Source organism: Streptomyces sp. CRN 30 (assembly GCF_034105845.1).
The window spans coordinates 1-13,540 of sequence record NZ_JAVRHI010000023.1 but is presented as its reverse complement, the minus strand read 5'-3'; the positions used below and the strand labels follow the sequence as shown (position 1 = coordinate 13,540).

11 protein-coding genes and 2 tRNA genes are annotated in these 13,540 nt (G+C 70.5%); 5 read left to right on the top strand and 8 right to left on the bottom strand.

Translation table 11 applies throughout. From position 1 onward, the window contains the following. The first annotated feature begins 16 nt into the window (after nucleotides 1-16). The gene (locus UW392_RS02910) at nucleotides 17-1,039 is read left to right on the top strand and encodes a hypothetical protein (protein WP_320773242.1); all 1,023 of its coding nucleotides are present in this window, start codon (nucleotides 17-19) and stop codon (nucleotides 1,037-1,039) included. Between the two features lie 76 nt (nucleotides 1,040-1,115). Here the strand turns inward: UW392_RS02910 and clpX are convergent, their stop codons facing one another. From clpX to UW392_RS02885, 5 genes are all read right to left on the bottom strand, one after another. Beyond that, the gene (gene clpX / locus UW392_RS02905; protein WP_320773241.1) at nucleotides 1,116-2,402 is read right to left on the bottom strand and encodes an ATP-dependent Clp protease ATP-binding subunit ClpX; all 1,287 of its coding nucleotides are present in this window, start codon (nucleotides 2,400-2,402) and stop codon (nucleotides 1,116-1,118) included. Between the two features lie 206 nt (nucleotides 2,403-2,608). Beyond that, on the bottom strand, nucleotides 2,609-3,289 hold the full coding sequence (locus UW392_RS02900) for an ATP-dependent Clp protease proteolytic subunit (protein WP_320773240.1): 681 nt from the start codon (nucleotides 3,287-3,289) through the stop codon (nucleotides 2,609-2,611). A 231-nt stretch (nucleotides 3,290-3,520) separates the two neighbouring features. Further along, nucleotides 3,521-4,141, bottom strand: coding sequence for an ATP-dependent Clp protease proteolytic subunit (locus tag UW392_RS02895; RefSeq protein ID WP_320773239.1), 621 nt, complete (start codon nucleotides 4,139-4,141; stop codon nucleotides 3,521-3,523). A 399-nt stretch (nucleotides 4,142-4,540) separates the two neighbouring features. Further along, nucleotides 4,541-5,983, bottom strand: a complete 1,443-nt coding sequence (tig, locus tag UW392_RS02890) for a trigger factor (RefSeq protein WP_320773238.1) — start codon at nucleotides 5,981-5,983, stop codon at nucleotides 4,541-4,543. Nucleotides 5,984-6,205: 222 nt separating this feature from the next. Further along, nucleotides 6,206-6,282, bottom strand: a tRNA-Pro gene (locus UW392_RS02885). Nucleotides 6,283-6,454: 172 nt separating this feature from the next. Here UW392_RS02885 and UW392_RS02880 point away from each other — a divergent pair. Beyond that, nucleotides 6,455-6,528: transfer RNA gene (locus UW392_RS02880), tRNA-Gly, on the top strand. Between the two features lie 191 nt (nucleotides 6,529-6,719). Here UW392_RS02880 and UW392_RS02875 read toward each other — a convergent pair. Then, nucleotides 6,720-6,914 (bottom strand): hypothetical protein, encoded by a 195-nt coding sequence (locus UW392_RS02875; RefSeq protein WP_320773237.1) that lies wholly within the window; start codon nucleotides 6,912-6,914, stop codon nucleotides 6,720-6,722. A 624-nt stretch (nucleotides 6,915-7,538) separates the two neighbouring features. On the opposite strand from UW392_RS02875, the gene UW392_RS02870 reads away from it, so the two are divergent. Then, nucleotides 7,539-8,693: an acyltransferase family protein gene (locus UW392_RS02870; RefSeq protein WP_320773236.1), complete on the top strand. Its 1,155-nt coding sequence runs from the start codon at nucleotides 7,539-7,541 to the stop codon at nucleotides 8,691-8,693. A 121-nt stretch (nucleotides 8,694-8,814) separates the two neighbouring features. Here UW392_RS02870 and UW392_RS02865 read toward each other — a convergent pair whose 3' ends face one another. Continuing rightward, nucleotides 8,815-9,273, bottom strand: coding sequence for an HD domain-containing protein (locus UW392_RS02865; protein ID WP_320773235.1), 459 nt, complete (start codon nucleotides 9,271-9,273; stop codon nucleotides 8,815-8,817). A 213-nt stretch (nucleotides 9,274-9,486) separates the two neighbouring features. Between UW392_RS02865 and UW392_RS02860 the strand changes: the two genes are divergently transcribed. After that, nucleotides 9,487-10,659 carry a cation:proton antiporter gene (locus tag UW392_RS02860; RefSeq protein WP_320773234.1) on the top strand — a complete coding sequence of 391 codons (1,173 nt, stop codon included), beginning with the start codon at nucleotides 9,487-9,489 and terminating at the stop codon, nucleotides 10,657-10,659. Nucleotides 10,660-10,821: 162 nt separating this feature from the next. Here the strand turns inward: UW392_RS02860 and UW392_RS02855 are convergent, their stop codons facing one another. Beyond that, nucleotides 10,822-11,991: a PP2C family protein-serine/threonine phosphatase gene (locus UW392_RS02855; RefSeq protein ID WP_320773233.1), complete on the bottom strand. Its 1,170-nt coding sequence runs from the start codon at nucleotides 11,989-11,991 to the stop codon at nucleotides 10,822-10,824. Nucleotides 11,992-12,174: 183 nt separating this feature from the next. Here UW392_RS02855 and UW392_RS02850 point away from each other — a divergent pair, with 183 nt between their 5' ends. Further along, on the top strand, nucleotides 12,175-13,404 hold the full coding sequence (locus UW392_RS02850; protein ID WP_320773232.1) for a GNAT family N-acetyltransferase: 1,230 nt from the start codon (nucleotides 12,175-12,177) through the stop codon (nucleotides 13,402-13,404). Nucleotides 13,405-13,540: the final 136 nt, after the last annotated feature.

Sequence of the window (13,540 nt, the reverse complement as noted above, 5' to 3'; positions counted from 1 at the left end):
GAGGGGGAACCCAGACATGAGTCACCACCAGCCGGGCCCGTACGGCGGGCAGCCCCAGCAGCCCGGACCGTACGGCCAGCCGGGCCCCTACGGTCAGCCGCCGCAGGCCCCGCAGCCCGGCTACGGTTACCCGCCCCAGGCACCGGCCCCGCAGCCCGGCTACGGGTACCCCCAGCAGCCGCCGCAGGGCCAGCCCCCGCAGCAGCCGGGCGTCCCGCCGCAGCAGCCCGGCGCCTACGGCCAGCCCCCGCAGGGGCAGCCCCCGTACGGCCAGCAGCCCTTCGGCCAGCAGCCGTACGAGCAGCAGCCGTACGGCGGCGTCCCGCAGCCGCCCGCGCCCGGTGGTGGCAAGAAGAAGACGGCCATGATCATCGGCGCGGTGGCGGTCGTGGCCGCGATCGCCGTGGGCGCGTACGTCGTCCTCGGTCAGAGCAGCGGTGGGGGTTCGGACATCGCGGACGACGGGGCGCACAAGCTGACGGCACCGGCGACGGTGCTCGGCGGTGAGTACAAGAAGGGCGAGGAGACGGGTGGTCTCGGCGACGCCTTCAGCGAGGACGACCTCAAGGACGCCGAGAAGCACGGCGTGAAGGACGCCCAGAGCGTCAGCGCCCAGTACCAGGCCGGGGACGAGAACAACCCGCTCGCCATGAAGATGCTCCCGTTCGTGGGCTTCTACGGCGAGATCGAGGACCCGGAAGCGGTCGTCGACGAGATGTTCACCGAGATAGGGAAGGGCGCCACGGAGGAGCCGGACGCGGGAGAGGTGGTCGGCGAACCCCAGGAGTTCACGCCGGCGGCGCTCGACAGCGCGGTCCTCAAGTGCCAGGAGGTGAAGTCGAACACCGGCCTGGGCGGCGGGGGCACCTCCGGACCCTCGGAGATCAGCATGCCGGTCTGCATCTGGGGCGACCACAGCACGGTGGGTGTCTTCATGCACATCGACCTGGCGGACGCCATGTCCGGCAAGACCCCGGACCTGGACGCCGTGGCGGAGACGGCGGCCGAGTTCCGCAACGAAGTGCGCGTCAAGCTCTGAACCGCAGCACCGCGAGCACGCGCGAAGGGGCCCCGGTCGACCGACCGGGGCCCCTCGCCGTACGGATGGGTGACGGCTACGCCGTCTTCTGCTCCCCCGACCCCCGCCCGCGGGCGTCCCGCGGGATCAGGGTCGGGTTCACGTTCGACAGGACCACGTCCGCGGTGATGACCACGCGGGCCACGTCCTTGCGGGACGGGACCTCGTACATCACCGCCTGGAGGACCTCCTCCATGATGGCGCGCAGGCCGCGGGCGCCGGTCTGGCGGAGGATGGCCTGGTCGGCGATGGCCTCCAGGGCCTCGCGCTCGAAGTCCAGCTCCACACCGTCGAGTTCGAACAGGCGCTGGTACTGCTTCACCAGCGCGTTGCGCGGCTCGACCAGGATCTGGAGCAGCGCCTCGCGGTCGAGGTTGTGCACGGAGGTGATGACGGGGAGACGGCCGATGAACTCGGGGATCATCCCGAACTTCACCAGGTCCTCGGGCATGACGTCCTCGAACTGGTCCTTCTCCTCGAGCTCGCGCTTGGAGCGGATGGTCGCCCCGAAGCCGATGCCCTTGGCGCCCGCCCGGGACTCGATGATCTTCTCCAGGCCCGCGAAGGCACCGCCCACGATGAACAGCACGTTCGTCGTGTCGATCTGGATGAACTCCTGGTGCGGGTGCTTGCGGCCGCCCTGCGGCGGTACGGAGGCCGTGGTGCCCTCCAGGATTTTCAGCAGTGCCTGCTGCACGCCCTCGCCGCTCACGTCGCGCGTGATCGACGGGTTCTCGCTCTTCCGGGCCACCTTGTCGATCTCGTCGATGTAGATGATCCCGGTCTCGGCCTTCTTGACGTCGTAGTCGGCCGCCTGGATGAGCTTGAGCAGGATGTTCTCGACGTCCTCGCCGACGTAGCCCGCCTCCGTCAGCGCGGTTGCGTCCGCGATGGCGAAGGGAACGTTCAGCATGCGCGCGAGCGTCTGCGCGAGCAGCGTCTTACCGGAGCCCGTGGGGCCCAGCAGGAGGATGTTGGACTTCGCCAACTCAATGGCGTCGTCGCGGCCTTGAGCGCCGCCGTTCTCACCGGCCTGGACCCGCTTGTAGTGGTTGTACACCGCGACCGACAGGGCCTTCTTCGCGGCCTCCTGGCCGACGACGTAGCCCTCGAGGAACTCGTAGATCTCGCGGGGCTTCGGGAGCTCCTCCCAGCGCACCTCGCTCGTCTCGGCGAGCTCCTCCTCGATGATCTCGTTGCAGAGATCGATGCACTCGTCGCAGATGTACACACCGGGGCCTGCGATGAGCTTCTTGACCTGCTTCTGGCTCTTGCCGCAGAACGAGCACTTGAGCAGATCGCCGCCGTCACCGATGCGTGCCACGGTGTGCTTCCCCTTCGCCTGGGAGACGCCTACGTCCAGCGGCTCCTGGTGCTGCCTTATGTCCGACGGTACCTTGCCGAGCCCCCCGTTCGGGCCCCCCTTGGCACGGTTCACTTTGACGTGCACCGTGTCAAACCGTGTCAAGGGGCGGCAGACGATACAGCTTCCCCCACCTCACGGCCAGGCGTGAGCCGGGGATCCCGCCGTCAGCGGACGTCGGCGTTGTTCATCTTCCGGGTGGAGATGATCTGGTCGATCAGGCCGTACGACAGCGCGTCCTCGGCCGTGAGGATCTTGTCACGCTCGATGTCCTCGCGGATCCGCTCGATCGGCGTGGTGGAGTGCTTGGCCAGCATCTCCTCCAGCTGCGAGCGCATCCGGAGGATCTCGTTGGCGGCGATCTCCAGGTCGGAGACCTGGCCGCGGCCGGTCTCGCTGTACGGCTGGTGGATCAGCACGCGCGCGTTCGGCAGCGCCATGCGCTTGCCGGGCGTGCCGGCGGCCAGCAGGATCGCGGCGGCGGAGGCGGCCTGGCCCATGCAGACCGTCTGGATGTCCGGCTTCACGAACTGCATCGTGTCGTAGATGGCCGTGAGCGCGGTGAAGGAACCGCCGGGGCTGTTGATGTAGACCGAGATGTCACGGTCGGGGTCCATCGACTCCAGGCACAGCAGCTGCGCCATGACGTCGTTGGCGGAGGCGTCGTCGATCTGCACGCCGAGGAAGATCACGCGCTCTTCGAAGAGCTTCGCGTACGGGTCGTACTCGCGGACGCCCTGGGAGGTGCGCTCCACGAAGCGCGGGATGACGTAGCGGGACTCGGCCTGCGGGCCGGTGTACTCGGCGCGCACACGGTCGTAGAGGCCGCTGCCGGGGAAGTCGTTCACTGTGGGTCTCCTGGGAGCCTTGAGAGGGGCTGAGGCGGTCGGCTGGGGCTTGAAGGGGGCTTGCGGAGTCGGGCCGGTCCGCGGTGCACCGGCCGCGCGCCGTCGTACATCGGCCGTACGCGGTTCCGGTGCACCGCCGATGTCCATCGGCTGTGGAGGATCGGTCCCGCGCCGTCGTACGAGGTCACGCGCCGGAGCACGGACGCTCCGGCCCGCGCCGGTGTGCGCCGCTTACGCCGCCCCGGTGCCGCCGCCGCCCGGCATGCTGGCGGCAGAGGTGATCACGTCGTCGATCAGGCCGTACTCCTTGGCCTCGTAGGCGTCGAACCACCGGTCGCGGTCGGAGTCACGGGTGATCTGCTCGACCGACTGGCCGGTGTGGTGGGACGTGAGCTCGGCCATGCGCTTCTTGGTGTGCAGCAGCCGCTCCGCGTGGATCTTGATGTCGGAGGCCGAACCGGCCAGACCGGCGGAGGGCTGGTGGATCAGGATCTCGGCGTTGGGCAGCGCGAACCGCTTGCCCGGCGTGCCCGCGCTGAGCAGGAACTGGCCCATCGAGGCGGCGAGGCCCATGGCGATGGTCACCACGTCGTTCTTGATGAACTGCATGGTGTCGTAGATCGCCATACCGGCCGTGATCGAACCGCCGGGGCTGTTGATGTAGAGGTTGATGTCCTTGTCCGGGTCGGCGGCAAGGAGCAGCAGCTGCGCGGTGATCTTGTTGGCGATGTCGTCGTCCACCGGCTGGCCGAGGAAGATGATCCGCTCGCCGAGCAGCCGGTTGTAGACCTGGTCGCCGAGGCCACCACCGATGGAGGGCTCGCCGGCGGCGGAGGGCATCAGATTCGTCACGTATCCACCTGCTCGTCTTACGACGGCGCCGGGCCGTCTCACGTGTTCTGCCGGGGCCTGGGACCCTGGGCCCGCCCTGGGCGGGCGGCTCCGGGGACTCCCCTGCCCTCGTATTCATGGACCCTAACGCGCAGGCAGGCGGGTGCCATCCCGGTTTCCCGGACTGTTCGCTGTCAGCGCATGCCGCTCCACCGGGAGGAGACGGGAAAGCGCCCTCGCCCGAGCGGGCTCGCGCCGCCGAAGGGCGCCGGAGCGCCGGAGTGCCGGTGTGCCGCAGCCGCCTGCTCCGTCCGGGGCGGGGGCCCGGCGGTCCGACGGGTCCGGCGGCGGCCCGGGGAAGCCGACGGCCCCGGGGTTCCGCCCCCGGGGCCGTCGTACTGCGTGGAGGTGACGCGAGGATCAGCCCTCGGTCTTCTCCGCGGCCTTCTCCTCGGCCTTCTGGTCGGCCTTGCCCTCGGCCTGCTCCGCGGACTCGTCCCCGGCGGCGGCCTCCACGGCCTCCGCGGCGCCGGTCTCGCCCTCGGCCTCGTCCTCGTCGTCCAGGTCGACGACCTCGCCGTTGGTGTCCTTCACCGTGGCGGACTCGACGACCACCGCGAGGGCCTTGCCGCGGGCGACCTCGCCGACGAGCAGCGGCACCTGGCCACCCTCGACGACGGCCTGGGCGAACTGGTCGGGGGACATGCCGGAGGAGGCCGCACGCCGCATGAGGTGCTCGGTGAGCTCCTCCTGGTTGACGTTGAGCTTCTCCTGCTTGACGAGCTCGTCGAGGACGAACTGGGTCTTGATGCCCTTGACCGCGGCCTCACGGGTCTCGGTCTCGAACTCCTCGGCGGTCTTGCCCTGGATCTCCAGGTACTTGTCGAGGGTCAGGCCCATCTGGCCGAGCTGGTGGTGCTCCAGGTTGTGCTTGCGGGTGTTGACCTCGTCCTCGAGCAGCTTCTCGGGGACGGGCACCTCGACGAGCTCCAGCAGCTTGTCCAGCACGCGCTCCTGGGCCTGCGTGGCCTGGTCGTACTGCTTGGTGTTCTCCAGGCGCTTGCGGCTGTCCGCCTTCAGCTCCTCGAGGGTGTCGAACTCGGAGGCGAGCTGGGCGAAGTCGTCGTCCAGCTCCGGCAGCTCACGGGCGGCGACCTGGGTGACCTTGACGGTGACCTCGGCCTCCTTGCCCGCGGCCGAGCCGCCCTTCAGCTCGGAGGTGAAGGTGCCCTCGCCGCCGGCCTCGAGGCCCTTCACGGCGTCGTCGATGCCGTCCAGCAGCTCGCCGGAGCCGATCGTGTAGGAGACGCCGCTGGCGATGCCGTCCTCCAGCACCTCGCCCTCGACCTTGGCCTCCAGGTCGATCGTGACGACGTCGCCGTCCTCGGCGGCGCGCTCGACCGGGCTGGTCGAGGCGAAGCGCTCACGGAGCTGCTCCACCGCCTCCTCGACGTCCTCGTCGGTCACCTCGACGGCGTCGACCTCGACCTCGATGCCGGAGTAGTCCGGGATCTCGAGGGTGGGACGGACGTCGACCTCGGCGGTGAAGTTCAGCGTCTCGCCGTCCTTCAGCTCGGTGATGTCCACCTCGGGCTGGCCCAGGACGTTGAGCTCGGCCTCGTTGACCGCGTCGGTGTAGAACTTCGGAAGCGCTTCGTTGACCGCCTCCTCCAGGACCGCACCGCGGCCGAACCGCTGGTCGATGACGCGGGCCGGGATCTTGCCCTTGCGGAAGCCCTTCACCGTGACCTGCTGGTTGATCTTCTTGTACGCCGCGTCGAGGCTGTCCTTGAGCTCCTCGAAGGGCACCTCAACAGTGAGCCGAACCCGAGTCGGGTTCAGGGTCTCCACGGCGCTCTTCACGGTTCGGTCTCCTTGTGGCTGACTTCTTGGGGGTTCTGCTGCGGGCCGTTGCCGGATCGGGCGACCGGGCAGGGCCTCAGCGGATTCGCGAGCCCCTGAGAGACCTGACAGGGCAGACACACGGGCGCGCAGCTTGCATAGTAACCGGAGGCACTACACGCCCCAAAAGGAGATCTTGGAGGTCCGGGGCCGCGGCGGGCCGCCTCGGCCGGTTCCGGCCGGTGGTCGGGGTGGCGGGATTTGAACCCACGGCCTTCCGCTCCCAAAGCGGACGCGCTGCCAAGCTGCGCCACACCCCGTCGGTGCGACACGTAGGGTACATGCCCGCACGCAGTGGGGTCGCGGCATTTCACGAGGACAGCTCACGCGTCGGGGTGACCCGCGACGGGGTGTGCGACGGAGGCGTACGACCCGCTACGATGCCTCCAGTGCCGCGTTCGCCGTTCCACGGCGGGGTGCGGCGCGATGCATGCGGGCGTAGCTCAATGGTAGAGCCCTAGTCTTCCAAACTAGCTACGCGGGTTCGATTCCCGTCGCCCGCTCCAGCACGGCTCAGGGCCGGGTGGGAGATCGTCTCCCCACCCGGCCCTCGGTCTTTTCCCAGCCGTGTCCCGTGTCCGGCGAATCGCCCCTTCACCCCTTCGTCCCAGTCACCCGGTCACCAGGTGCGTCCCCGTGACCGCACGCGTCCGTGCCGCGAGGCCGGCGGGGGCCGGGCCGGCGTCCGCGACGGCGGCTAGAACTGGATCGAGTTGATGGTGTCCGCTATGGAGTTGAGGAAGCGCTGTATGTCGTCCGCCATACCGGTCGACGCGAGGAAGAAGCCGAAGAGGATGGCGACGATCGCCGGGCCCGCCTTGAGGGAGCCTCCTCGCATCAGCACTATCAGGACGATCGCCAGCAGCAGCACCACTGACAGCGAAATGGCCACAACTCATCACACCCTCGGTCGGTCCGCTCCCGGCCCGGGGGTGCCGACCCCGCGCACCCCCGCCAGAACCATCGTGCCACCAACCAGGCCCGCATATGCGGGACGTGACGCAACGTCGGCCATCCCACACCCGGGACCTGCGCGTCCGCATCCGGGGCACCCGCGCCCCGCACGGCAATTCGAACGGTCGCCCGGCCGGCAATTGACGGCGGTCCCGGCAGGCGCGCACGGGGCGTTCGCAAGTAATTCCTATTACTCGCACAGACACATCGGGGACGGTCGAGAGCAACCGGAAACAGGTCCGAAAAGTCGGACGCGGGGAGCATGCGACTGACGTCACCCGCGCCCGTTATGCGCTGCTTTGGGTGTGATGAACAAGGGCATAAGGGGTGAGGAGAGGGCACATCCCCTCGGGTGACAGGGAGGTGCGGCCTTGCCTTGCAGGATGCTCACTTCCTCGAATTCCGGGTACCTGTACCGCGTTAATACGGCTTTCCAGCCGGGTGTTTCACGGATTCCCGCAGACAACGCTAGGGTGCCTCAGATGTTCACCGCTGCCCCGTCCCCCGCACGCGCAGCGAGTGCGCGGACCGGCCCGCCGAGCTTCCGGCGGGAGGAAGGTCCGTGACGAACTCGCTGCGACCGCACGGCCACACCAGGGCGCCGCTCCCGCCCGCCGAACAGCCCGCGGAGCCGACACCGGCCTCCCGCGCCCCCGAGTCGACTCGGCCCGCGCGGCAGGCCGCCGCGCCGGGGGCCGCAACGGCCGGACAGCGCGACGCCTTCTTCGACAACGCCAAGTACCTGGCCATCGTGCTCGTCGCGACGGCCCACGCCTGGCAGCCGCTCACCGCCGACAGCCGCGTCGCCGAGGCGCTCTACCTGTTCGTGTACGGCTTCCACATGCCGGCGTTCATCATCATCTCCGGCTACTTCTCGCGCAGTTTCGACATGCGCCCCGACCGGCTGCGGCGGCTGGTCACCGGCATCGCCGTGCCGTACGTGCTCTTCGAGGTCGCGTACTCACTGTTCAAGCGCTGGGGTGACGACGATCCGACCCATCCGATCAGCCTGCTCGACCCCTGGTACCTCACCTGGTTCCTGGCCGCGCTGTTCGTGTGGCGGCTGACCACCCCGCTGTGGAAGGTGGTGCGGTGGCCCGTCCCGCTCGCGCTCGGCATCGCCGTCCTTGCCTCCGCCTCCCCCGACATCGGTGACGACCTGGACCTGCAGCGCGTGCTGCAGTTCCTGCCGTTCTTCGTCATCGGCCTGTTCGTGAGGCCCGAGCACTTCCGGCTGGTGCGGTGCCGCGCGGTGCGCGTCCTCTCGGTGCCGGTCCTCGCGGCCGCCCTGGCCCTGGCGTACTGGGCGGGTCCGCGCATGGACACGGCCTGGCTCTACCACCGTGACAGCGCGCAGGAACTGGGCGCCCCGTGGTGGGCCGGTGTCGTCATGACGCTCGCGCTCTTCGGCTGCTCCATGGTGCTGACGGCCTGCTTCTTCGCCTGGGTGCCGGGGCGCAGGACGTGGTTCACGGCGCTGGGCGCGGGCACGCTGTACGGCTATCTGCTGCACGGTTTCCTGATCAAGGGGTCCCGCTTCTGGGGCTGGTACGACGCCTACGCCTGGGTGCGCGAGCCCCTCGGCATGGTCTTCGTGACGCTGCTCGCGGCGGCCCTCGTCACCGCGCTGTGCACGGCGCCGGTGCGGCGGGTGTTCCGCTTCGCCATGGAGCCGAGGGCGGAGTGGGCGTTCCGGCGGAGCGCCTCCGGCGGCTGACCGGGCGGTACGGCCACCTGCCACGGACCGGGCGGAGGACTCCTCCTCCGCCCGGTCCTCTGCTTCACCCGCGGTCACCCGCGGGTCCGTCGCGGCTGGTCACGCGGTTCCCCGCGGTCCTTCAGGGCGTCTCCCTCCGCCGTAGACCGAGGAGGCCCCGCATGTGGGCGTACTTCCGCTCCAGCCGGTCGCGGGTCGCCCCGTCGAGGACGGCGAGCCGGGCCGGGTCCGCGTTGTGCGCCAGGTCGGCCTCCTTGACGAGGCGGGCACCCGGGGTGGCGAGGATGCGGGCGGCGTACGCCTCGGGAGGCTCGCCCGGCCGTTTGGTGAGGGCCATGACGATCGCCTTGGTGCGGTCCGTGAGGGCGGCCGCGCGCAGCCACTCCTGTGACAGCGCGTCGTCCTCCACCGCGTCGTGCAGCCAGGCCGCCGCGATCTGTTCGTCGTCGCCGCCCCGTGCGCGTACCCCTTCGGCCACGGCCCGGAGGTGCTCCGCGTACGGCTGTCCGGCCTTGTCCGTCTGGGCGGCGTGCGCCGCGCGGGCGAGGATCTCGACTTCGGTGAGCGTCAGGGGGGTCACAGCACCAGTGTCCATAAGCGTGCTGCCCGCGTCCGCAATACTTTGGTAAAGTAACTATTGACGCTTCCTTGACGCTTCCTTTGCACCGTGCAAGTCCCCGCGTCGCAGCGACACCACCGACCCCGCGTACTTGCGCATACATATACCCGCGCGCTCGTCGCACATGCCGAACTGGAGGTAGGGCCCATCGGACACGCAGACACCCTCATCGCCATGGGCGGGGCGTTCCTCGCCGCAGCCGTCCTCGCGCGGCTCGGCGGGCGCATCGGCCTGCCCACCATCCCGCTGTTCATCCTGGCCGGCATCCTGCTCGGCCCGCACACGCCCGGCGTCGTGCTCCTGTCGGATCCGCACGACCTGGAGATGCTCACCGCGCTCGGTCTGGTGCTGCTGCTCTTCTACCTGGGGCTCGAGTTCCACCTCGACGACCTCAAGGCGGGCGGGCGCCGGATGGCGATGGCGGGAGGCACCTACCTCGCGCTGAACGTGGGCGCGGGTCTGGGTTTCGGCTTCGCCCTCGGCTGGGGCACGTCCGAGGCCCTCGTGCTCGCCGGTGTGCTCGGCATCTCCTCGTCCGCGATCGTGACCAAGGTGCTCGTGGACACGGGCCGCCTGGGCAATCCGGAGACCAAGCCGATCCTCGGCATCATCGTGGTCGAGGACATCTTCCTCGCCCTGTACCTGGCGGCGCTGCAGCCCATCCTGTCCGGGGCGGACTCGCTGTCCGCCGCCGCGCTGGACGCGGGCAAGGCGTTCGGCTTCCTGCTGCTCCTGGCGCTGGCGGCGCGGTTCGGCACGCGGATCGTGGGCCGGCTGTTCGCCACCCGTGACGACGAGCTGCTCGTCATCTCCTTCCTCGGCGCGGCGGTGTTCGTCGCGGGGGTGTCGGAGTGGTTCGGCGTGGCGGACGCGATCGGCGCCTTCATGGTCGGTCTGATGCTGGGCAGCACGGCCTCCGGTGAGCGCATACGCACGCTGGTGCACCCGCTGCGGGACGCCTTCGGGGCGATCTTCTTCTTCGGCTTCGGACTCAACATCGACCCCGGTGACCTGCTGAGCGTGGTGTGGCCGGTGCTGATCGCCGTCGTGCTGACGCTGGTGATGAACGTCCTGGCCGGGATGGCCGCGGCCCGCATGTACTCCTTCGGGGCGCAGCCGGCCGCGAACATCGCGACGACCCTGCTGGCGCGCGGCGAGTTCGCGCTGATCCTGGCCACCATGGCGGCGGGGGCGGGGCTCGACAGCCGGCTCTCGCCCTTCATCGCCGGGTACGTCCTGCTGCTGGCGGTGCTCGGCCCGATGGTCGCGTCCCGGTCCCACTGGCTGGCCCGCTTCCTGCCGGAGCGCGAGGAGCCCAGGACCCGCGATCCCGAGCTGGTGGGGTGACGCCCGCCGCCGGGGGGCCCGGGGGTGACGCTCGTCGTCAGGGCCCCACCGGAGGGTCGTTCTTACCGCTTGTACCGCTGATACCGCCCGTACCGCCCGACGCCGTACGGGCGGGGTGCCCACCGCGCCCCGCCCGTACGGCGTCCGCGCGTCGGCGGCGGATCACCGTGCCGTGGGACCCTCGCGGCAGATCAGCAGCAGCGCCCGGTCGTCGTTGACGTCCTTGGCGACCGCCTCGATGAGGTGCCAGGCCGCGCCGCGGAACCCGCCGACGACATAGCGGTCGGCCTCGCCCGTCAGGCGGTCGATGCCCTCGACGATGTCCCGCTCCGACGTTTCGACCAGGCCGTCCGTGAACAGCATCAGTACGTCGCCGGGGCGCAGCGAGCCCTTGACCGGGTCGAACTGGGCGCCGTCGTACACGCCGAGGAGCGGGCCCTCGGCCGCCTTCTGCTCCCAGCGCCCGTTCCCGGCGTTGAGCTGGAGGCCCGGCGGGTGGCCCGCGGTGAAGAGCTCGTAGTCGCCCGAGTCCAGGTCGAGCACGAGGTGGATGGAGGTCGCGAAGCCCTCGTCCCAGTCCTGGCGGAGCAGGTAGCCGTTGGCGGCGGGCAGGAAGGCGTGCGGCGGCAGGGAACCCAGCAGTCCGCCGAACGCCCCGGACAGCAGCAGCGCCCGCGATCCCGCGTCCATGCCCTTGCCGGAGACGTCGGTCAGGACGACCTCCAGCGTGCGGCCCCCGTTGGTGCGGGCCGCGACCACGAAGTCGCCGGAGAAGGACTGGCCGCCGGCCGGCCGCAGCGCCATCTCGCGGTGCCAGCCCGCCGGCAGCGGCGGCAGCTTGCTCTGCACCCGGATGCGTTCGCGCAGGTCGAACAGCATGGTGCCGCCCCGTCTCCAGGGCACGCCCACCCGGCTGCGGAACTGGGCGATCAGCAGGCCGAAGAAACCACAGGCCGCGACGACGAGGACGGTGCCCGGCGTCACCCGGGACGGGCCCTCGGTGTAGGGGCCGAGCCGCACGGACTCCACTATCAGCGCGGACGCGGCGGCCGCGTAGAGCGCGAGCAGGCTGGCGGGGCGCAGCAGCAGACCGCCCGCGACGATCGGCAGCACGAGCGCGGCCGGTGACACCCAGACCGAGTTGATCATCGTGAAGGAGGCGATGACGGGGATCGTCAGCATCAGCCCGACCAGCGCGATCCAGTCCGAGCCGTCGCCGCGGAAGTAGTCCACGGCGGATTTGCGCAGGCCGGTGCGGGCCCGGTGCACCTGCTTCTTCAACCGGGCCGTGAACGTATCGGCCGCCGCGCGCCGCTCTCGTCCTTCTGCCATTGATTGGGGACCTTATCCATCGGACCTGCTCCCGTGCACGGGAGGTCCCACTTGTCCCCCTTCCGAGACCCCGCTCACGACGAATCTCACACGGATCCCACCCGACGGCACCCCGCGGGGCGGCCGCAAGACCCGGGGCGAAAATAGCTCGCCCGCCCGGGACCGCACTGGTAGGCATGGCACATGAAGACTGACGTGCGCGTGCTGCGGAAACCCGACTGGGACGTGTGGTTCGGCACGCTGATCCGGGCCTTCGGCGGTGTGCCCGAGTCCCCGGAGGAGCTCGAACTGGACCGCGCGCTCACGGAGCACGACCGGTCCCTCGGGGTCTGGGACGGCGACGCGTGCGTGGGGACGGCGGGCGCGTTCACCTTCCGGGTCACCGTGCCCGGCGGTGCCTCGGTGCCCGCCGCGGGCGTCACCATGGTGAGCGTCGCCGCCACCCACCGGCGGCGCGGGCTGCTGCGGGCCATGATGCGGCGGCAGCTGGACGACGTCCGTTCCTGGGGCGAGCCGCTCGCCGTACTGACCGCCTCGGAACCGGAGATATACGGCCGGTTCGGCTACGGCGCCGCCACCCACCAGCTCAACGTCGAGGTCGACACCACCCGCGTACGGCTGACGGTGCCGCCCGGCACCGACGACGTACGGCTGCGGTACGTCGCGCCCGCCGACGCGCTGGACGCGTGCGAGGCGCTGTACGCGCAGCGGGTGCCCGAGCGGCCGGGGATGCTGGCGCGGCGGCCCGGCTGGGAGCGGCTCGGGCTGCTGGACCCGGAGAGCGACCGGGGCGGCAGGTCCCCGCTGCAGTGCGTGCTGGCCGAGCGGGGCGCGGACGTCGTGGGGTACGCCCGCTTCCGGGTCAAGCCGGACTGGGACCGGTCCGGTCCCCGGGGTGCCGTGCACGTCAGTGCCCTGGAGGCCCTGGACCCGGCCGCGCACGCGGCGCTGTGGCGGTTCCTCTTCGACATCGATCTGACGTCGACGGTGGTCGCGCCCGCGCGGCCCGTCGACGAACCGTGGTTGCACCTGGTCTCCGACATCCGCCGGTGCTCCGTGCAGGTCAAGGACGCGCTGCACGTGCGGCTGGTGGACGTGGGCGCGGCGCTGGAGGCGCGGACGTACCAGACGCCGGTGGACGTGGTGTTCGAGGTCGACGACGCGTTCTGCACCTGGAACGCCGGGCGTTGGCGGCTCACGGGCGACGCGAAGGGCGCGAGCTGCAAGCGCACCGAGGAGCCGGCCGATCTCTCCCTGTCGGTGCGGGAGTTGGGATCGGCCTATCTGGGCGGGGTGAGCCTGGCGTCGCTGGCGGCTGCCGGGCGGGTGCGGGAGCTGCGGCAGGGGGCGCTGGCGGAGGCGTCGGTGGCCTTCGGGTCCGCGGTGGCGCCCTGGCTGCCGCACGGCTTCTAGGGCCTGTTGCGAAAGTCCCGTCGTCCGCCCGAAGGGCGGGCCGGGCGGCGTCAGGTGCGTGCTCTCGCCGTGCCGGGCCCAGACCCTCGTACTGGATGTACTCGGGTCTGGGCCCGGTGCGGCGAGAGTGCGTGCA

What these genes read in the sequence shown, in the direction of transcription:
- UW392_RS02910 (WP_320773242.1), top strand. Translation starts at nt 17, where the DNA reads ATGAGTCACCACCAGCCGGGCCCGTACGGCGGGCAGCCCCAGCAGCCC.
- UW392_RS02850 (WP_320773232.1), top strand. Translation starts at nt 12,175, where the DNA reads ATGAAGACTGACGTGCGCGTGCTGCGGAAACCCGACTGGGACGTGTGG.
- UW392_RS02855 (WP_320773233.1), bottom strand. Translation starts at nt 11,991, where the DNA reads ATGGCAGAAGGACGAGAGCGGCGCGCGGCGGCCGATACGTTCACGGCC.
- UW392_RS02860 (WP_320773234.1), top strand. Translation starts at nt 9,487, where the DNA reads ATGGGCGGGGCGTTCCTCGCCGCAGCCGTCCTCGCGCGGCTCGGCGGG.